The organism is Streptomyces sp. MBT65, from assembly GCF_016612545.1.
Classification (GTDB): domain Bacteria; phylum Actinomycetota; class Actinomycetes; order Streptomycetales; family Streptomycetaceae; genus Streptomyces.
This window is the reverse complement of record NZ_JAENRY010000138.1, coordinates 1-20,054: the sequence shown is the minus strand read 5'-3', so window position 1 is coordinate 20,054 and position 20,054 is coordinate 1. Positions and strand designations below refer to the sequence as shown.

The 20,054-nt window shown below is 69.5% G+C and carries 16 protein-coding genes; 4 read left to right on the top strand and 12 right to left on the bottom strand.

What is annotated here, in order from left to right; all coding sequences use genetic code 11:
* Positions 1-161: 161 nt before the first annotated feature.
* Positions 162-749: a TetR-like C-terminal domain-containing protein gene (locus JHN63_RS28595; protein ID WP_200685972.1), complete on the bottom strand. Its 588-nt coding sequence runs from the start codon at positions 747-749 to the stop codon at positions 162-164.
* A 123-nt stretch (positions 750-872) separates the two neighbouring features.
* Between JHN63_RS28595 and JHN63_RS28590 the strand changes: the two genes are divergently transcribed.
* From JHN63_RS28590 to JHN63_RS28580, 3 genes are all read left to right on the top strand, one after another.
* Positions 873-2,150 carry a YhgE/Pip domain-containing protein gene (locus JHN63_RS28590; RefSeq protein ID WP_200685971.1) on the top strand — a complete coding sequence of 426 codons (1,278 nt, stop codon included), beginning with the start codon at positions 873-875 and terminating at the stop codon, positions 2,148-2,150.
* 65 nt (positions 2,151-2,215) lie between these two features.
* On the top strand, positions 2,216-2,809 hold the full coding sequence (locus JHN63_RS28585; protein WP_200685969.1) for a helix-turn-helix transcriptional regulator: 594 nt from the start codon (positions 2,216-2,218) through the stop codon (positions 2,807-2,809).
* On the top strand, positions 2,806-4,107 hold the full coding sequence (locus JHN63_RS28580) for an MFS transporter (protein WP_200685967.1): 1,302 nt from the start codon (positions 2,806-2,808) through the stop codon (positions 4,105-4,107). Before JHN63_RS28585 ends, JHN63_RS28580 begins: the two co-directional genes overlap by 4 nt.
* A 300-nt stretch (positions 4,108-4,407) precedes the next feature.
* On the opposite strand, the gene JHN63_RS28575 is transcribed toward JHN63_RS28580, so the two are convergent.
* The 11 genes from JHN63_RS28575 to JHN63_RS28525 form a co-directional block, all read right to left on the bottom strand.
* The gene (locus JHN63_RS28575) at positions 4,408-5,208 is read right to left on the bottom strand and encodes an ABC transporter permease (RefSeq protein WP_200685965.1); all 801 of its coding nucleotides are present in this window, start codon (positions 5,206-5,208) and stop codon (positions 4,408-4,410) included.
* A gap of 5 nt (positions 5,209-5,213) precedes the next feature.
* On the bottom strand, positions 5,214-6,017 hold the full coding sequence (locus JHN63_RS28570) for an ABC-2 family transporter protein (RefSeq protein ID WP_200685963.1): 804 nt from the start codon (positions 6,015-6,017) through the stop codon (positions 5,214-5,216).
* 1 nt (position 6,018) lies between these two features.
* The gene (locus JHN63_RS28565; RefSeq protein WP_200685961.1) at positions 6,019-7,029 is read right to left on the bottom strand and encodes an ATP-binding cassette domain-containing protein; all 1,011 of its coding nucleotides are present in this window, start codon (positions 7,027-7,029) and stop codon (positions 6,019-6,021) included.
* A 34-nt stretch (positions 7,030-7,063) separates the two neighbouring features.
* Entirely contained in the window at positions 7,064-8,236 is a 1,173-nt protein-coding gene (locus tag JHN63_RS28560) for a sugar MFS transporter (protein ID WP_200685959.1), read from the bottom strand.
* Positions 8,233-11,118: a glycoside hydrolase family 2 TIM barrel-domain containing protein gene (locus tag JHN63_RS28555; RefSeq protein WP_200685957.1), complete on the bottom strand. Its 2,886-nt coding sequence runs from the start codon at positions 11,116-11,118 to the stop codon at positions 8,233-8,235. The genes JHN63_RS28560 and JHN63_RS28555 overlap by 4 nt, the downstream gene beginning before the upstream one ends.
* 27 nt (positions 11,119-11,145) lie before the next feature.
* Positions 11,146-12,012, bottom strand: coding sequence for a carbohydrate ABC transporter permease (locus JHN63_RS28550; RefSeq protein WP_200685956.1), 867 nt, complete (start codon positions 12,010-12,012; stop codon positions 11,146-11,148).
* Entirely contained in the window at positions 12,009-12,977 is a 969-nt protein-coding gene (locus tag JHN63_RS28545) for a carbohydrate ABC transporter permease (RefSeq protein WP_200685954.1), read from the bottom strand. The genes JHN63_RS28550 and JHN63_RS28545 overlap by 4 nt, the downstream gene beginning before the upstream one ends.
* A 17-nt stretch (positions 12,978-12,994) precedes the next feature.
* Positions 12,995-14,260, bottom strand: coding sequence for an ABC transporter substrate-binding protein (locus JHN63_RS28540; protein ID WP_200685952.1), 1,266 nt, complete (start codon positions 14,258-14,260; stop codon positions 12,995-12,997).
* 214 nt (positions 14,261-14,474) lie between these two features.
* The gene (locus tag JHN63_RS28535) at positions 14,475-16,331 is read right to left on the bottom strand and encodes a glycoside hydrolase (RefSeq protein ID WP_200685974.1); all 1,857 of its coding nucleotides are present in this window, start codon (positions 16,329-16,331) and stop codon (positions 14,475-14,477) included.
* 11 nt (positions 16,332-16,342) lie between these two features.
* Complete coding sequence (locus tag JHN63_RS28530; RefSeq protein WP_200685950.1) at positions 16,343-17,602, bottom strand: ROK family transcriptional regulator; 1,260 nt, start codon at positions 17,600-17,602, stop codon at positions 16,343-16,345.
* Positions 17,603-17,780: 178 nt separating this feature from the next.
* Positions 17,781-19,025, bottom strand: coding sequence for an FAD-binding protein (locus tag JHN63_RS28525; RefSeq protein ID WP_200685948.1), 1,245 nt, complete (start codon positions 19,023-19,025; stop codon positions 17,781-17,783).
* A gap of 147 nt (positions 19,026-19,172) precedes the next feature.
* On the opposite strand from JHN63_RS28525, the gene JHN63_RS28520 reads away from it, so the two are divergent.
* Positions 19,173-19,832, top strand: coding sequence for a pyridoxamine 5'-phosphate oxidase family protein (locus JHN63_RS28520; protein WP_200685946.1), 660 nt, complete (start codon positions 19,173-19,175; stop codon positions 19,830-19,832).
* Positions 19,833-20,054: the final 222 nt, after the last annotated feature.

Sequence of the window (20,054 nt, the reverse complement as noted above, 5' to 3'; positions counted from 1 at the left end):
GGACGGGTCCGTGGGCCCCGGACGTTCTCAAGGGGCCGTGTCCCAGCCGCTGTTGAGACACAGTGCGCTCCCTCCCCCAGGGTGGCACGTGACGTGCGCGAAGCTTTCAGTCTAAGTGGTCCACGGGGCACCTGGGGCGCGGACCGGAACCGTCGTCTCCGTCAGCCCGCCCCGGACCCGGCCTCGCGCGGCCAGTGCGTCAGTGCCACGTGCAGGGCCTCGACCGCCCGCTCCCAGGAGCGCAGCACATCGCGCGGCGCCCCGAAGCCGCCCGTGGACTCCAGCGCGCAGTAGCCGTGGAACGTACTGCGCAACAGCCGTACGGCGTCGGTGAGATCGGGTTCCTCCAGGCCGTAGCCGCGCAGCAGGCCGTAGGTGATCTCGGCGGTGCGGCGCAGGGCGGGGGAGGCGGCGATCAGGGACTGGTCGACGCGGATCTGGGTGGCCGCGTACCGGCCCGGGTGCTCCAGGGCGTAGTCCCGGTAGGCGTCGGCGAAGGCGGCCAGCGCCTCCCGGCCCGTACGGTCGGCGACCGCGACGGCGATCCGCTCGACCAGCTCGCCGCCCGCGAGGAACGCGACCCGGGTGCGCAGATCCTGGAGGTTCCTGACGTGCGAGTACAGGCTCGCGTCCTTCACGCCGAAGCCGCGGGCCAGGGCGGACAGGCTGACGTTCTCGAATCCGACCTCGTCGGCGAGGTCGGCCGCGGCCGCCACGACCCGGTCGGCGGTGAGTCCCGCACGCGCCACGACACATCACCTCTCCCCTGACCTGCGGTAACCAGAGCCCTTAGGACAATAGTCAATAACAAGAGCGGGCTCCGGCGCGTTTCCGCGCCGCCCCGCCGGACTCCGGCAGCAGACTTGCCCACCATGGAAGACGACTCGGGCACCCCCGCCCCCACCGGCCTCCGCGCCACCGCACTCCTCGGCCGCCCCAAACTGTGGCTCATCCCCACCGTGCTGACCGGCCTGCTCGCATTGCTGCTGTCCCTCCTCTACATGGGCGGCATCGTCAACCCCAACCGCGAACTGCACGACCTGCCCATCGCCCTCGTCAACAGCGACACCGGCAAGCCGCTCACCGGGCAGCAGCAGAACCTGGGCACCCAGATCGCCCACTCCATCGTCACCGACACCAGCAGCAGCGCGGCCGGTTGGCGCCAACTGACCAGAGCCCAGGCGCAGGACGAACTGGACGCGGGCAAGATCTACGGCGCCCTGGTCATCCCCGCCGACTTCACGAACTCCGTCGCCGCGCTCACCACCACGAACGCCACCACCCGGCCGACGATCACCGTGCTGACCAACCCCGGCAAGGGCAGCCTCGGTTCCTCCCTCGCGAGCAGGATCTCCACGACCGCCGCCCAGCAGGCCTCGCTCACCATCGGCAAGCAGCTCGGCGCGGCGGCCACGAAGGCCGACGCCACCCAGAAGCTGTTCCTCGCGGACCCGGTGCTGATCGCCACCCAGGTCGGCCACCCCATCGGCGCCAACAGCGGCATCGGCCTGACCGCCTTCTACTACACCCTGCTGCTGGTCCTCGCCGGATTCATGGGCGGCAACGTCATCAGCAACGGCGTCGACACCGCTCTCGGCTACGCCGACAACGAGATCGGCCCCTGGCACACCCGCCGCCCCACCGTCCCGATCGACCGCACCCAGACACTGCTCCTGAAGATGCTCATGACGGCCGGGATCACCCTCCTCAGCGTCTCCCTGATCATGCTCGCCAGCGTCAGCATCCTCGGCATGGACGCGACCCACATCCCGCTGCTGTGGATCTACTCCTACTGCGCGGCCCTCGCCGTCGGCCTCGGCGTCCAGGCCATCAACGCGGCCTTCGGCGGGATCGGCCAGCTCGTCTCCATGTTCGTGTTCATCGTCCTGGGCCTGCCGTCCTCCGGCGCGACCGTCCCGCTCCAGGCCGTCCCCGGCTTCTACCGCTTCCTCTCCCACTTCGAGCCCATGCGCCAACTCAGCGACGGAGTACGGGCGATCCTCTACTTCGACGCCCGCGGCGACGCCGGCCTCACCCGCGCCTGGACGATGATCGCGGTCGGCACGGCCATCGGCCTGCTCTTCGGCTTCGCCATGGCCGTCTACTACGACAGGAAGGGCCACAAGCGTCTGACGCCGCGGCCCGCGTGAGATCCAACGGGCGTGCGAGAACTGACAGTTGACTCTCACACATTCTGAGACGACACTCTCAGACCATGGATTCCGGCAACCGTTTCGGTGACATAGAGATATCCGACCCGAAGGCCATGCGCGCGCTGGCGCACCCCGTCCGGCTCGCGATCCTCGAACGCCTCCAGCGCCACGGCCCCGCCACCGCCTCCCGGCTCTCCCCGCATGTGGGTGCCACCCCGTCCGTCACGAGCTGGCATCTGCGCCATCTCGCCGGCTTCGGCCTCGTCCGCGACGCCGAGGGCGGGACGGACCGGCGGGAGCGGCGCTGGGCGGCGGTGGCGCGGGGCTTCCGTGTCGAGGTGCCGGCGGACGAGGAGGGCTGGTCGGCGGCGCGGCTGCTGGCCGGCGAGATGTTCGCGCGGAACGCCGAACTGCCGCTGCGCTGGCTCACCGAGACCGCGCCCGATCTGGAACCGGAATGGGCGCGGCTCGCCGGCGCGAGCAACACGCGGATCGTGGTGACGGCGGCCGAACTGGCCGCGCTGAAGGACGCGTTGGAGGAACTGATCGCGCCGTACGTCGTCCGCGAACCGGACGAGCGACCCCCGGGCACTCGGGATGTACGGCTCCTCACCTACGCGCTGCCGCAGGGCCCCGAGACGGACGTCACGGAGTGAAGGTCAGGCGACCTCTCCGGTCTCCCCGGCTTCCCCGGCCCGCGTCGGACTCCCTCTGGCGGGACCGGCGCTTCGTACGCTTCTGGTCCGGCCAGTCCGTCTCGCAGTTCGGTGACCGGATCACCGAACTGGCCCTGCCGCTGCTGGCGGTCGGCGTGCTGCACGGCTCCGCGAACCAGGTCGCGCTGCTGACCGCCCTCGTCTGGACGCCGAACCTGCTGGGCCTGTTCCTGGGCGCGTGGGTCGACCACCGCCCCGGCAAGCGTCAACTCATGCTGCTCGCCGACCTGTTCAGGGCGGCCGTGCTGCTCACTCTCCCGATCGCCTACGCCCTCGACACCGTCACGCTCGGCCAGTTGTACGCGGTCGCCCTGCTGACCGGCACGGCCGCGGTCGTGTTCAACACGGCGTACTCGTCGTTCTTCGCCCACCTCGTACCGCCGGAGTCGTACGTCGAGGCGAACAGCAAGCTCAGCGCGAGCAGATCGGTGTCCTTCATCGCCGGCCCGGCGGTCGGCGGCGGCCTGGTCCAGGCGCTGACGGCACCGGTCGCGGTGCTCGCGGACGCGCTGTCGTTCGTGGCGTCGGCGGTACTGGTCGGCCGCACACGGGTCGACGAGCCGGTGCGTACGGCCTCGGCCGGACCTTCACTGCTACGGCGTGCGAAGGAGGGCCTGACCTTCGTGCTCCGCGAGCCCGTCATGCGCGCGGGCCTCCTCTGCGCCACCACCCTCAACTTCTTCTCCTTCCTGGCGAGCACCGGCCTGCTCGTCCTGTTCGCCGACCGGGTCCTCCAACTCTCCCCGGGGGCCATCGGGTTGGCGTTCGGCATCGGCGCCGGCGGCGGCCTCCTCGGTGCGGTGACGTCCCCCGCGATCGCCCGCCGGATCGGCATCGGCCGCAGCATCGTCGCAGGGGCCGTCCTCTACCCGGCCCCCATCGCCCTCATCGCGGCGGCGACCGGCCCGACCTGGACGCGCCTCGGCACCCTGGGCGCGGCCGAGTTCCTCTCCGCCTTCGGCGTCATGCTCCTCGACGTCAACCTCAACTCCCTCCAGGCCTCGGTGGTCCCCGACGGCCTCCGCAGCCGCGTGGCCGGTGCCTACAACACGGTCAACTACGGGGTACGCCCGCTGGGGGCGCTGGTCGGCGGCGGACTGGCCACGTTGATGGGGTTGAGGGTGACGCTGGTGGTCGCGGCGGTCGGGGGAGCGATGTCGGCGGTGTGGGTGGTGGCTTCGCCGATCGCGGGGATACGGGAGTTGGGGCGGGCGCCGGTGGGTTCGCGGCAGGCGTGAGTGAGGTTCCGTTCGACGCCCCCGCACTGGGTGGCATGGCTGAAGATGCCCTGGGCGACATCGCGAGCGGTCTCCGGCCCTGAGCGGCTCGCGCGCACGCTCAGGGCCGGGGGGCCCAGTCGGTCGGCTCCGTCAGCCCGCGCTGAGCTTCAGGCTCACCGCGTCGCCCGTTTCCACGATCGTCGGGGCGTGGGGAGTGACCTCGACAACCGAAGCCGGCTCGCAGCCGGGGCTGTTGGATCGACTGCGGATCTGCCGCACGGCCGTTGTGAGACCTGGGTCATAACTCCCTTGGTGTGCTCACCCGTTGACTCCCGTGTAGTGGCCCAGGCTCCAGCGCCACAGCAGCCGGGACCCGAGATACGCCAGCACACCCACCAGTGGTGAGGCCGCCGCGAGCCAGTACGGGACGCCGATGTCGTGGCCGTGCCCGGTCAGTACGGCGGCCGGGAGGAAGGCGACGAAGGCGAGGGGGAGGCCGTAGGTGAGGAAGCCGCCGACCGCGCGGGGCAGGACGTTGAGCGGGTAGTTGCCGAAGGTGCCCAGGAGGTCCTCCAGCCAGCGGCTCCAGTAGTCGGCCGACGGGTAGCGGAGGGAGGCGCTCGCCACGGTCGTGAACAGGGCCGCCTCCAGGAGCATCCCGCCGAGCAGCGCGGCGATCAGATACGCGGTGCGGCCCGCCGTCCAGTCCAGTTGGCTGCGGCTGAGCGCGCCGACCATCAGGCCGGCCGCCACCGTGAGGTCGCCGATGGCGTTCGTGGGGAAGTACTCCAACTGCGCCTGGCGGTGGACCGGCATCGGGCGCACCAAGTAGATGTCGATACGGCCCTCTTGGATGTACCGGCCGATGCCGTGCATACGGCCCAGGAACAGCACCATCAGACCGTGCGCCAGCATCCGCGTCGCCGGGATCAGCAGCACGTCGGAACTGTCCCAGCCGCCCATCCCGGAGAACCGGGTGAGCAGTACGGTCGCGAACACGATCACCGACACCTGCCAGATCGCGCCGATCGCGATCATCAGCAAGAACTCGGTGCGGTACTCGAGTTGGGCACGGAAGTTGAGGCGCGTGATGCGCCATACGATCCGGACGGCTTTCATTCGACTCAACCTCCTTGGGCTACGACTCGACGGGCGGCGCGCCGCCACAGGAACCGGGTGAACAGGGACAGGGCCACCACCCACAGCGCCTGCAGGGCGAGTTGGGCGCCCGCGTCGGACAGCGGGACGCGGCCCACGTAGATCGAGAGCGGGACGCTGAGCGTCGCCTGGAACGGCAGGAAGCGGCTCATCGTGATGAACCAGTCCGGGAAGAACCACAACGGCGCGTACACCCCGGACAGCAGGTTCTGCGCGAAGATCAGGATGAGCATCGCGGCGCCGTTGCGGAGCGTCCAGAAACAGAGTTGGTCGATGAGGAGCATGACGTAGTAGAGGACGAGCTGGCCGAGCAGCATGCTCAGCGCGAACACCCCTGCCACCGCAGGTGACTTGGGTGGCTCCACGACCCCGACCGCGAGGCAGACGGCGTAGCCCGTCAACGCCCAGGCCAGTCCGTACATCTGCTCGCCGAACGCCCGCAGCGCGTAGTAGCGCTGGGGCGGCAGCGGGCGCAGATACCAGTAGATGATCGTGCCGAAGTGCATGTGCTGGAGGACCGTGTCCCGGCCCGCCTGCTGGTCCAACTCCCGCAGCCGGGAGGCGAGTACGGCCAGGACGGCGTACGTCACCGCCTGGTCGCGGGTGAGTCCGGCGGTGGCGCCGGTGTGGGAGTACAGGCCGCGCCACAGGGACGCCACCAGGACCACCTGCACCGACAGACGGAGCAGGGCGGCCGTGATGCGGGGCGGGGCGAGGAGTTCACCGAGCGGGGTGACACGGGCAGCGCGCCAGGCGTGCGGAGCGGCCATGTCAGGCCTCCTCGGCCGGCGGCCCGGCCTGGACGTAGGCGGCCCGCATCACGTCCTCCAAGTCGGCCTCGTCCATGGCGACTTCCGTCACCTCGTACCGCTCGATGACCTGCTTCAGCGCCTGGTGCACGGTCGGCCCCTCGGACCCGTCCGGACCGAAGACCACCTGCGGGCCGTCCCGCCGCACCAGCGCGATGCCGGGCAGGGCCACGACCTCGGCGTGCGCGTCGGCCAGCGTCGCGCGGATCTGCCAGGTCGAGCCGAACGTACGGCGGATCTCGTCGAGGGTGCCGTCCAGGACGAGTCGGCCGTGGTTGATGAGGACGACCCGCTCGGCGAGCCGGGCGACCTCCGTCATGTCGTGCGTGGTCAGCAGGACCGTACGGCCGCGCTCCTCCACCTGGTGCCGCAGGAACTCCCGCACCTGCTCCTTCACGACCACGTCCATGCCGATGGTCGGCTCGTCCAGGAAGACGACCGGCGGGTCGTGCAGCAGGGCGGCGGCCAGGTCGCAGCGCACCCGCTGGCCGAGGGAGAGGTGGCGGACCCGCGTGTCCCAGAAGGAGGACAGTTCGAGGATGTCGTCGAACTCCCGCAGCCGAGAAGCGTGTTGGGCCTTCGGCACCTCGTAGATGTCCCGCAGGATCGCGAACGACTCGCGCACCGGCAGGTCCCACCACAACTGGGTGCGCTGCCCGAACACCGCGCCGATGTTGCGGGCGTTGCGCTCCCGCTCCTCGTACGGCACCACGCCCGCGACCCGGGCCTCGCCCGAGGTGGGCCGGAGAATGCCGGTGAGGATCTTGATGGTGGTGGACTTGCCGGCGCCGTTCGGGCCCAGCAGGGCGAGGAGTTCACCCGGGGCCACATCGAACGTGACGTCGGAGACGGCGTACTTGGGCACCCGCTCCGGGTTGACGAGGGAGCGCAGACCGCCGACCAGGCCCGGGCGTCGGACAGTTGTGTGGAAGGTGCGGGAGAGGCCGCGTACCTCGATGCTGCTCGCGTTCACAGGATCAGCTTTCGGGTGAGCCGGTACAGGGCGGTCATGAAGCGGATCTCCTCGTCAGTCGGATCAAGTGGACGGTCGCCAGCAGCGACGCGCCCGACAGCAGGGTCAACAGCCAGGGCACCGCGTGGATCCCGGAGGCCTCGATCCCGACACCGAGCAGCGGCGGAGCCGCCACCCCGCCGACGTTCGAGGCCGCGATCACCCACGCGCCGGCCCGTCCGGCCTGGGGGAGCGCCGTGTTGAGCCAGGCCAGGCCGGTCGGAAACACCGGCGCGATGAACAAGCCAACACCGGCATAGGCGACCGGTGCCACTCCTTTAACCAGTGTCAACAGCAGACACACCGTCATCCCGGCCGCGCACACCGCGAGGATGCGCTCGGGGGCGTACCGCAGGGTGATCGGTACGACGAGGAAGCGGCCGGCGGTCATCATCAGCCAGTAGACGGAGGTCGCCGACGCGGCCACGGTCGCGGTGTAGCCGATCGTCTCCAGGTGCGTCGGCTCCCAGCCGCCGACGCCCGCCTCGACGGCCACGTTGAGGATGTAGAGGACCAGGAAGCCGACGAGGACACGGGACAGCCCCAGGCGGCCCTTCTCCTTTGTCGCTGCTGGAGCGTCAGATACACGTGTACGTACGCCGGTTGAGCCCGCGAACACCAGGACCGCCGCCAGTGCCGCGCACGCCCCGAACGCGTACGGGTAGTCGTCCGGGCCGAGCCAGGCCACGACCGCCGGGCCGAGCACCGCGCCGATGCCGAAGTGCGCGTTGAGCACGTTCAGCATGGCGGTGGAACGGTTGCCGAAGCCGACGGCGAAGAGCTGGTTGAGGCCGTAGTCGAGGCCGCCGAAGCCGAGGCCTCCGAGGAACGCGGCGGCCAGCGCGAGGGGCCAGTTCGGCGCGAGTGCGAAACCCGCGGCGCCCGCCGCCATCAGGCCGTAACTCCACGCCAGCAGGGCCCTGTTGCTGATCCGGGAGTGGATCGCGTTGAAGGCCAGGACACCGGCGACGCCACCCGTGAAGTGCAGGCTCAGACCGAGGGCGGCGGATGAGGGGGACAGGCCGAACTCATGCCGCAGGCCCGGGATCGCGGGGCCGTAGAGGGCCTGGAGCATGCCGATGAGGACGAAGCCGACGCAGGACGCGACCGCGGCCGACCGGGCGAAGAGCCGGTCGGCCGCGGACGATTTCAAGGCGGTGCCGGTCAACTGGTCACCGGGGCTTCCGAGTGCACGTTTTCCGAGAACACGAAGGAGAACTCCGTCGGTCGGGCGTTCAGGAAGTACTGCGGCAACGGGCCCGGGCCGCAGGACTGCGAGCCGATGCCGTGCTGGCCGTGGTCGAGGTTCACCCATACGGTGTCGCCGGGTGTGAGGTCCGTGCGGTGGCCGGCCGCGTCCAGTTGTTCCGTGGTCCAGCGGCGGGCCGTGAACCAGAACTCCGGGTCGCCGTCGATCCGCAGGCCGCCCAGTTCCGCCCAACGGACGTCGGCCCGGGCGCCGTTCTCCTGCGGACGGACGTAGGGGGTCTGGAGGTCGTCGACCGAGGACTCCCAACGGCCGAGCTGGGAGGCCGACTTGGTGTCGGGGTAGCCCTCGCCGGGACCGCCGCCGAACCAGGTGGCGCGGGAGGCGCTCGCGTCGAGTCCGAAGCGGACACCGAGCCTCGGCAGCGGGACCGTCCAGTCGCCCTCGGGCCCCACGGACACGGTCAGCCGCAGCCGCTCGCCGTCGGAGGTCCAGCGGTACACCGTGGCCAGGCCGATCTCCCAGGCGGCGGGCGCCACCCGGGTGCGCACGGTCAGCGCGTCCTCGCCCAACTCCACGCCGTCCAGGCGGTGTCGCATCCGGTGCAGGCCCAACTTCCGCCAGAGCAGGCCGAAGCGCACGTCCGTCTGCCAGGAGGCGCCGTCGTCGTTGTCGGTGGTCGCCCGCCATACGTCGAGGCGGAGACCGGTCACCTCCACCGCGCCGATCGCCTTCAACTCGCCCGTACGGGCGTCGAAGGAGCCCGGGCCGAGGGTGATCCGCCGCCCGTCGAGCACCGGCCTGGCGGTGGCGGAGACGGACGGCAACGGACGTGCCGTGACCGGGAACTGCCCCCAGCCGACCACATGTCCGGCGGGGCCCCACGCGGTGTCGGCCGCCAGCGACGCTCGTACGGTCCACCGGGATTCGGCGCCGTCGGACTCCACGGGCGGTGCGGGCAGCTTCACATCGGCCGACTCGCCGGGCGCGAGCGGCGGCACCGTCAACGGGCCCGACTCGACGGTCTCGCCGTCCACTTGGTAGGACCACTGGAAGGTGAATGCGGACAGGTCGGCGAAGTCGTGCTTGTTGGTGATCCGTACGGAGCCGTCGTAGCCTTCGGGGCTGTCGACGGAGACCGGCTCGATGACCTTCTTGTACTCGATCAGGCCGGGCGAGGGCGTGCGGTCCGGGAAGACCAGGCCGTCGCAGACGAAGTTCCCGTCGTGCAGCTCCTCGCCGAAGTCACCGCCGTACGCGAAGCCGTGGCGCTCGTCCTTGATGCCGTGGTCGATCCACTCCCAGACGAAACCGCCCTGGAGTCGCTCGTACGACTCGAAGAGGCGCTGGTAGTCGGCGAGTCCGCCGGGGCCGTTGCCCATGGCGTGGGCGTACTCGCAGAGGATGAACGGGAGTCGGCGGCGCTTGAGGGCGCCGCCGTCCAGGTCCCGGCCGATGTGCTCGACCTCGGCGTGGCCGGCGTACATCCGTGAATAGACGTCCGTGTCACGGCAGTTGATGTCGCCCTCGTAGTGCACGAGCCGTGAGCGGTCCCGGCCGTGGATCCACTCCGCCATGGCGGTGAGGCCGCGACCGGTGCCGGCTTCGTTGCCCAGGGACCAGATGACGATCGACGGGTGGTTCTTGTCGCGTTCGACCATGCGGGCGGCGCGGTCGAGGAGCGCCGGTGTCCAGCGGTCGTCGTCAACGGGGTTGTCGCGCCAGGCCTGTTCGGTGAAACCGTGGGTCTCCAGGTCGCACTCGTCGATGACCCACAGGCCGTACTCGTCGCACAGGTCGAGGAAGGCGGGGTGGGGCGGGTAGTGGGAGGTGCGGACCGCGTTGATGTTGTGCCGCTTCATCAGCAGCACGTCCTCGCGCATGGTCTCCAGGTCGAGGGCGCGGCCCTTCTCGGGGTGCCACTCGTGGCGGTTGACGCCCTTGAAGAGGATCGGCCTGCCGTTGACCTTGATGAGGCCGTCGGAGAGTTCGACGGTCCGGAAGCCGATGCGCAGGGGGACGCGTTCGCCCTCGGTGGTGAGCAACCCGTCGTAGAGGTACGGGGTTTCGGCCGTCCACGGCCGCACCGCCACGGTGACCGAGTCGCCGGTCGCGACATCGATGTCCAGGGCGGGCACGGTGATCCGGCCGTCGACGTCGGAGTCGACGCGGAGGGTGCCCGTACCGCCGTGGTGGTCGTAGGAGGCGTGCACGAAGAAGTCGAGGGCGCTGCCCGGCGGGCGGTGCAGCAGGGTGACGTCACGGAAGATGCCCGGCAGCCACCACTGGTCCTGGTCCTCCAGGTACGAGCCCGCCGACCACTGGTGGACGCGGACGGCGAGCACGTTGCCGCTGGGCTTGAGGAGGTGTCCGACCGCGAACTCGTGCGGCAGCCGGGAGCCCTTGAACTCCCCGATGTCCGCGCCGTTCAGCCAGACACGGGCGCAGGACTCCACGCCGTCGAAGCGGAGTACGGCCCCGCCGTCCGAGGGCCACTCGGACGGCAGGTCGAAGACGCGGAGGTGGTCGCCGGTCGGGTTCTCGGTCGGGACGCGGGGCGGGTCGACCGGGAAGGGGTAGAGGTGGTTGGTGTAGATGGGGGAGCCGTGCCCTTGCAGGACCCAGTGGCCGGGGACCGTGACCTCGGCCCAGTCCCCGGCGTCGTAGCCCTCCTCGGCGAACGAGTCGTCCTCGGCGTCGGCCGTCGCCGACACACGGAGACGCCAACTGCCGTTCAGTGACAGTGACTTCGCGTCCGAGGACGCGTATCGGGCGCGGGGTGGGAGGGCTCCGCTGCCCGGTGAGACGTCCTCTATGTAGTCGACGGCGGTGCTGGAAGTCATCGGTCTCCAGGTCGTGAGATGCGGGTGTCAGCCCTTGATGCCGGTCTGTGCGATGCCCTGTACCAGCCAACGCTGGAGGAAGAGGAACACGAACACCAGGGGCAGGATGGAAACTGCGGTGGCCATGAAGATGAGATGGAAGTTGACGGTCTGGTTCGTCATGAACGACGACAGGGCGATCTGGACGGTCCAGGAGTTCGGGTCCTGGCCGATGACCAGCGGCCAGAGGAAGGCGTTCCAGCCGCTGATGAAGGTGATCGTGGCGATCGCCGCGAAGAAGTTCAGCGAGTTGGGCACGACGATCCGCCAGTACGCGCCCCAGTAGCCGAGTCCGTCCACGCGTGCCGCCTCCTCCAACTCCTTGGGGAACCCCAGGAAGTACTGCCGGAAGAGGAAGCAGGTGAAACCACTGAAGAGGCCCGGGATGATGAGGCCCCGGTAGGTGTCGACCCAGCCGAGGGACGAGACGAGGACGAAGCTGGGCACGAAGGTGACGGCCGTCGGCACCATCAGGGTCGCCAGGACGACGTAGAAGACCTTGTTGGAGTGCTTGTAGGGGATGCGGGCCAGGCCGTAGCCGGCCAGTGAGCAGATCAGCAGGGTGCCGACGGTCATCAGGACGGCGACGACCGTGGAGTTCCACAGCGCGCGGCCGAACTGGACGGTCGGATCGTCGAACAGCTCGGAGATGTTGCCCCATTGGAAGGAGGGGAGCACCTTCCAGTTCTCGCCGGTGATCTCCGGGTCCGTGGAGAGGGCGTTGCGGAGGATCAGATAGAAGGGGATCAGGAAGAGCAGGGCGGCGATGCCGACGGCGACGTACAGGCCCGTGTTGCCGAGGACACTGCCGCGCTTCTTGCGCTTCTTGGCCAACCGAGGTGCGGTGGTGGTCACTTGGACTCCTCCCCCCTTCCGAAGCCCATGATCTTGCCCTGGGCGAGCGTGACGACGCAGATCAGCAGCGAGAGGATGACCGCGCCCGCGCTGCCGGCGCCGTAGTCCTGGCTGGTGCCGAGGGCCGCCTTGTACAGCTCCATGAGCGGGGTCTGGGCCCAAGTGGCCTTGGTGCCGATGATGTTGAAGAACTCGTCGAACGCCTGGTAGGCGGCGACAAGCAGCAGCAGGACCACCGCCGTCGAGGTGGCGCGGAGTTGGGGCAGCGTGATGTACCGGAAGGTCTGCCAGCCGCGCTTGGCGCCGTCGATCTCGGCGGCCTCGTACAGCTCGGCCGGGATGTTCTGCAGCGCCGCCAGGAACAGGATCATGTAGAAGCCGGACTGGATCCACAGCCGCAGGCTCACGATGACCAGCCAGTACCAGGGCGGGCTCGGGTTGGCGAGATAGGCGATGTTGTCGACGCCGAACCAGCCGAGGACGGTGTTCATCAGACCGAAGCGGACGCCGCTGAAGATGGACATCTTCCAGATCAGCGCGGCGGCGACGTAGGAGACGGCGGTCGGCAGGAAGAACACCGACCGGAAGAACGCCCGCATGAACCGCAGTTGGTTCACCAGCAGGGCCAGACCCAGCGACAGCGCCCAGGTGGTCGGCACGATGAACGCGGCGAACACCGTGAACGTCAGCAGCGACTGGGGGAAGTTGCTGTTGGTCAGGATCTGCTTGTAGTTGTCGAAGCCGATGAAATGGCTCGGCGTGACGGTGTACCGGGCGTCGAAGAAGCTGAGCCAGACGCTCCAGCCGATGGGGACGAAGACGAAGATCACCAGGCCGATGAGGAACGGGCCGGTGAAGAGCCAGAAGTTCAGGGTGGCGTTGGACCGCAGGCCCCGCCGCGGCCGGGCCTGGGAGGCCTTGGCCGCGGCGGGCTGGGCGACCCCGCGCGTGGTGGTGGTCGACATGTCGTGTTCCGTCCGGCCTATCCGAACAGCTTCTTGAGCTCGACGTTGACCTTCTTGTCGCAGGCGTCGAGCGCGGCCTCCGGATTCCCGTTCTTGCGGATGGAGTTGGCGATCACGTCGGCGAACGCGGTCTGCATCGTCTGGTCGTAGGCGATGTTGTCGAAGTGGCCGTAGTCCGTGAAGAGCTTCACGCCCTCGGCGGGCAGGCCGGACTTGAGCTTGGTGGCGCCGGCGGCGATCGAGGTGCGCGGCGGGATGTGGAAGCCGTAGGAGGTCGCCCAGTCCTCCTGGTACTTCTTCTGGTCGATCCACAGCCACTTGACGTACGCCTTGGCCGCCTCGACGTTCTCGCCCTTGGCGTTGACGAACATCGACCAACCGCCGTTGTACACCGACTGCTTGCCCGCGCTCCCGATGCTGGGGAACGGGAAGATGCCCAGGTCGTCGCCGAGCGCCTCCTGCATCGCCGGCATGGACCACATGCCGCCCCACTGGATGGCGCACAGGCCCTGGTTGAGGGAGGACGGGTCCCAGAAGTCGGTCGGGGCGTCCAGCAGCACATGGCCGCTGGTGAACAGCTGACGGAGCTTCTTGAGGCCCTCGACGACGCCGTCCGTGTGGTAGGCGATCTGGTTGTTCGCGTCGATCGTGTCGGCGCCGGCCGACCAGATGATCGGGTTCTGGACCGCCGTGAAGTCGTTGCCGAGGTAGGCGCCCTTGACCTTGCTCGTGGTGAGCTTGGCGGCGGCCTCCAGCAACTCGTCGAGGGTGGTGGGGACTTCGACCTTGGCCTTCTCCAGCATCGACTTGCGGTAGTAGAAGAACTGCGGGTCGTCGATCATCCGGATCCCGTAGATCTTCCCGTCGACCGTGTGCGACTTGATGTCGGCCGGGTTGAAGTCGTCCTTGACCGGATCGATGATGTCGCTGAGGTCGGCCACCTGACCGCTCTTGACGAGCTGGAGCTGCGGGTGGAACTCGAAGACGTCGGGTGCCTGCTTGGTGAGCAGGGACGAGAAGAGCTTGGCCTCGAAGTTGTTGCCGGTGATCCAGTTCGTCGTCACGTTGGCCTTGGAGTACGCCTTCGCGTACCGCTTGATGGCCTGTTCGGTGCCCGCCTCGCCGTAGGCGTGGAAGTACTGGACGAGGTTCTTGCCCGAACCGGAACCCCCGCCCCGCCCGTTGTTCCCCCCGCACGCGGCCAGCGTGCCGGCCGCGGCCATTCCCGCTGCCGCCCGGAATATCGATCGGCGGGACCAGTTGCTGTTGCTCATTGCCGACATGGTGACGTCCTTGTCTCTCGCGCGGCTGCGGCTCCACGGCTCAGCTGCCCGTGGCTGAATTCGAGGTGCGGAGCGGGACGTTAACCTTCGCCTAAGCCTTCGGCAAGGGGTTGGACGAAGTCTGTTCGAAGCGTTGTGTAGCGTTCGGAATACCGGACGTGACGGGGGTGCGGACCGTTAAATGGACGGCCCGCACCGCGTGTTCAGGTGGTCGCTACACCTTCGACCAGGCCTCGTTGGCCCCGCCGTTGCAGCTGTAGAGGATCACCCTGCTGCCGTCGGCGGTCGCCTGCCCGCTCACGTCGAGACACTTCCCCGACGCCTCGCTGAGGATCTGCCCGTTGGCGTTCAGCAGCCATCGCTGGCCGGGATCACCCGTGAAGCCGACGCTGGTCGTCAGCCCCGAACTCCCCACCGTCAGATACCCGTTGGCGCCCTTCAGGCCGCCCTTCGCGTCGTACGACCACGTCTGCTCGACCCCGCCCGTGCAGGTGCCGATCGCGGCCCCCGAGGCGTCCGCCGTCAGGCACTTGCCGGACTGCTTGCCCTGGAGCGCGCCGGTGACGGCCGTCGAACTCCCGTGGCCCTTGCGGGGTTTCTGGTCGAAGACGTACGTCGTGATCGAGCGGGCCGCGAGACTCGCGGACACCGTGGAGCCGCTCACGTCCGGCTTCGCTACCTTCGCCCAGTTCTCCGTGGCCGACGTCCGTACCGCCTGGGCGGCGCGCACCGGAGCCTTGCTGTTGAAGTGCAGGTCGAGTGAAGTGGCCGTGGTGTTCTGGTTGTTGACCACGACGACCCACTTGCCGTCCCGGTCGTAGGAGCTCACCTCCACCCCGCTCGGCGCGCCCGTCACGTTGTGCGCGACCGAGCCGGGGCGGACGAACCGGCTGTACTGGCCGAGCGCGTAGTACCGCTTCGTGAAGTACAGGGTCTGGTTGCCGTTCGTCGCGTAGTCGGGGTCGTAGTAGATCAGCCCGTCGTTCCAGCCTGCGTCGTTGCGCGTGGCCGGGTCCGTGCCGTAGCCGCTCGCCAGGGCCACCCACCACTGGAACGCCGAGTCGTGTGCGCTCGCGAAGTCCTTGTAGATGATCCGGGACATCAGCAGGGCGTTGTCGATCGTCGGGTCGTACTCCTGGTTCCAGCCCGTGGTGCCCTTGCCGAAGCAGCAGATCTCGGTGGCCCAGGATGGCTTGCCGACCGTCTTCGCCGTCTCGTAGACATTGCCCAACTGGCCGTCGTTCGGGTTGTTGTACGTGTGATGCGCCAACTCGGACACGTACTGCGCGGTGTCCGGCTGCGAGATCCACTGCGGGACCTCCGTGCTGAAGCTGACCGTGCTGCTCGACTCGTCGGCGATGATGCTGGTCCGCTGGTGCCGGGCCCGCTGCTCGGCGCCCAACGCCCGTACGATGTCGTCGCGTTGGTCGACGGTGACCTGCATGCCCTCCTGACCGCAGTCGCCGAAGTTGTTGTTCGGCTCGTTGAAGGGGCTGATGTAGTCGAACGTCGCGCCCTGCTTGGCGAAGTGGGCGGTGACGTCGGCGACGTACTTCGCGTAGTCGCCCTCGTTCTCCGGCTTCAACTGGCCGCCGCAGCTCTGACCGTTGGTCGTCCACCGCGCGGGCGCGCTGTTGACGAAGCCGATCAGGTCCTGGACGCCGTACTTCGCCGCGTACTTCAGGAACGTCCGGCCGCCCTTGTCCTTGCTCCAGTCGTACGTCCCGTCGGCGTTCAGGAAGTCCTGGGCGGCGCGGGCCGGGGTGGTGACCGCGGTGCCGCCACCGCCGATGTTGTAGCGGTACGAGGAGAGGTCCAACCCCTTGGAGGAGAAGAGGAGTTGGGCCACCCGCGACTGGACCGCGGGCGTGAAGTTCTGCAGGTCGTTGACCCACCAGGCGCCGGACGCGCCGATGTTGTCGATGGTCTGGGCCGCGTGGGGGGAGACTTCCGCCGGTGCGACGCCGTCGGCGTGCGCGGGCGGTGCGGAGAGCAGGGCCCCGGTGACAGCGAGCGAGGCCGCCGCTGTCACGAGGATCGATCTCCTGGGGTGGGGGTGGGTCATGTGCATCCCTTCCGTCGTCATGAAGGTGGTGCGGTACGGCTCCTTGCCTGGGTCGTGCGCTTGCCGGTCCTCTGTCCGACCGACTGAAGTGCCCCTTCGAGCGCGAACGTCGCCGCGCCCAGGCACGCCGGGTCGGTGAGAATGGGGGAGAGGACGATCCGGGTGGCGGCGAACGGCCGCCTGAGCGCGTGCCGTTGGACGGCCTCGCGCACCTCGTGCAGCAGGGGTTCGCCGAGCCTGCGGGCGACCCAGCTGCTGAGCACGACGACTTCGGGGTTGAGGATGTTCACCAGGTTGGCGATGCCCGCGCCGATGTAACGGGCCGTCTCCCGGACGACCTTGAGGGCCACGGGGTCGTTCGCGTCCGTGGCGCGGGCCAGGGCGTCGATGGTGGCCGTCTGGTCCTCGGAGTGCAGCAGCGGGCTCTCGGGGCTCAACTCCCGCAGATTCAGCATGATTCCGGGCGCGCCGACATACGCCTCCACGCAGCCGTGGTTGCCGCAGCGGCACAGCCGCCCGTCCAGGACGAGCGTGGTGTGGCCCCACTCGCCGGCGCTGTTGCTCACCCCCCGGTACAGGGCGCCGCCGAGCGCGAGCCCCGCGCCGACACCTGTCCCGAGGTTGACGACCACCGCGTCCCCGCGTCCGCGCGCCGCGCCGAACCACATCTCGGCGACCGCGCAGGCGCGCAGCGGATTGTCCAAGTACAGCGGATAGGCGATGACTTCGGACAACAGGTCGAGCAACGGCACGTCGTGCCAGTCCCAGTTGGGCGCGTACTCCGAGACACCGGTGTCGCGGTCCACCTGTCCCGGCACGCTCACCCCGACGCCCAGCACCCGCGCGCCCTCGATGCCGGCCTGCGCGACCACCGCCCCGACGGCGGCGGCCACATGGCTGACCACCTGCTCGGGCAGGCTCTCGCCGGGCCGCATGTCCTCGTCGGCGCGGGCCAGCACGTTCAGTGCCAGGTCGAAGAGCTCGACATGGACGTACGTCTCCGCGATGTCGACGCCGATCAGCGCGCCCCCCGACGCGTTGGCCGCCACGAGACCGCGCGGGCGGCCCCCCGCCGAGTCCTCGAAACCGACCTCGGTGATCATGTGGAGGTCGAGCAGCTCACCGACGAGGGTGGCCACCGTGGCCAGGCTCAGGCCGGTGACGGCGGCCAACTCCTGCCGGGAGGTGGGTGATTCGGCGATGATCTGGCGCAGCACCTCGTAGCGGTTCGCGGTCCGGATGTCGCGTGATGTGCGCTTCGGCGGAGTGGCCGCCATCCCTTCCCCCTCGCGTCATGCCGAGGCACGACGGCATCGGCGCGCCGCAAGGCTATGGGCAGCGGCCGAGGTTCGACAAGGGGTTAGGAAAGGGGCCATACAAAGTCGCGGCCAAGTCGGTCGCCGTGGCCGCCGGGCCGCTCGTCGCCGAGCCCGGCACCGGTCGGTCGTCGTCCGGTCAGTCGCCGAGCACGTCCCGGACGAAGGCGTTCGCGAATGTGCCGTCGGGGTCGAGGTCCCGGGCCAGCGCCGCGAAGTCGCCGAGCCGCGGATAGCGTCCGCGCAGCACCTCGGCCGGAGTGGTGAACACCTTTCCCCAGTGCGGGCGTGCGTCGAAGGGGTCCAGTGCCTCCTCCAGCCGTCGCACCACGGGCAGTACCGCCGCTGTGTCCGCGATCCAGGTGAAGTGCAGGGCCACCGTGTCCCGTCCGTAGGAGGGGCTCAGCCACTGCGCGTCGGCGGCGACCGTGCGCACTTCGCAGATCTGCAGGACACCGGCGACCGTCTCCCGGATGCCGTCGACCGCGTCCAGTGCGTCGTATGCGGTCGACCGCGGCAGCAGATACTCCGACTGCAGTTCCTCGCCGCTGCTCGGGGTGAACTCCGCCCGGAAGTGCGGCAGTCGCTCGTGCCACGGGCCCGGTACACCGAGCTGCTCGGTGGTGTTGACCGCGGGCATCCCCGGCACCGGGTGCAGCGCCTCCGTCGCGGGCGCGGCCCACGGGAAGTCGACCGGCGGCTGGTCGGTGCGCCGCTTCAGCCACACCTGGCCGAAGCGCGGCGCCCGCCAGTCGGTGAACAGACTCACGCTGTACGCCGAGGCCGCCACCGTCTCGAAGTCCAGCCCGGCGAGCGGGAGTTCGGTGAAGACGTACTGCTCGACCTCGAAGGCGGGCTCCAAGTCGAGGGTGAGGGAGGTGACGACGCCGAGCGCGCCGAGGGAGGTGACGGCGCCGTCGAAGCGGGCGTCGCCGCGTCCGATGGTCACCGTGGAGCCGTCCGCCGTCACGATCTCGACCTCGCGGACGGCCGCCGCGAGCGAGCCGTTGGCGACGCCCGAACCGTGTGTGCCGGTCGCCACCGAACCGGCCACCGAAATGTGGGGCAGGGAGGCCATGTTGGGCAGCGCGAGCCCGTGTGCGGCCACCCGGCGGGCCAGTTCGGCGTACCGGACGCCGCCGGAGACCCGTACCGTCCGGGCCGTCGTGTCCACGTCGAACTCGGGGGGCAGTGCGGCGATCGACAGCAGGGTGCCTTCGGGGCCCGGCTCGGCGATCTCGTTGAAGGAGTGGCCGCTGCCCAGCACCCGCACCCGGGTGCTCTCGGCCACGAGGGTCCTGAGCGCGTCGAGTGTGCGCGGGCGATGGAGTTCCTTCGCCGCGTAGGTGATGTTGCCGGCCCAGTTGGTGACCGTCTCCGTCATCCCTGCCGTCCCTCCGGGTTCGTGCGTTTCCCCCGACCCTCTCACCTGCCGATGACGAGTGCGGATTTAGTTGCTCGGTGGCGGTGAAAGTGCCGTGATGGATGAATCTGTAGCCTATGTCCTGCGATATCGGTAGCCTCTCGTGTCATGACCGACCCGCTCCCCGTCACCGACCTCACTCGCCACAGCCGGCTCCGCGAGCAGGGCAGCGTCGACCGCGCCGACCTGGAGGCGATCCTCGACGCCGGGTTCGTCTGCCACCTGGGGGTGGTGATCGAGGGGCGGCCGGTCGTGATCCCCACGGTGTACGGGAGGGAGGGGCGGCGGCTGTACCTCCACGGGTCCGTCGCGAGTCGTAGCCTCGCGGGCGGAGTGCCGGTCTGCGTCACGGTCACGCATGTCGACGGGCTGGTGCTGGCCCGGTCGGTGTTCGAGCACGGGGTCAACTACCGCAGCGCGATGATCCACGGGGTGCCCCGCAAGGTCACCGATCCGGACGAGAAACTGGCCGGCCTGCGCCGCATCACCGAACACGCGACGCCCGGACAGTGGTCGTACGCCCGCCTCCCGAACCGCAAGGAACTCGCCGCGACCACCCTCCTCGTCCTCTCCCTGGAGGAGGCCTCCGTCAAGATCCGCACGGGCGGCCCCGACGACGGCGACGGCCCGGACGCGGAACTGGGCCTGTGGGCGGGCACGCTGCCGCTGACGTCGACCTGGGGTGCGCCTGTACCGGACCCTGCGCTGCCCCCGGACATCCCGGTGCCGGACCACGTGGCGCGCCGCGAGGGTACCGGGCTGGGCTGACCCGGCGATCATTTCTGCGGGCGGGTGGTGTTCCTGGGCTGGTGATGCTGCCGTGCGGGTGGTGCTCTGGTGATGGTGCCGTGCCGGCGGTGGTCCCGCGCCGGCAAGGGGGTTGTGATGCCGGGGGCGTCTTGCCACTTTGCCCCGGCCCGGTGGCCCGGTGGCCCGGCCGTCCGGCGGCCCGGCGGTGCGATGGCACGGTGGTGCGGTGGTGCGGTGGTG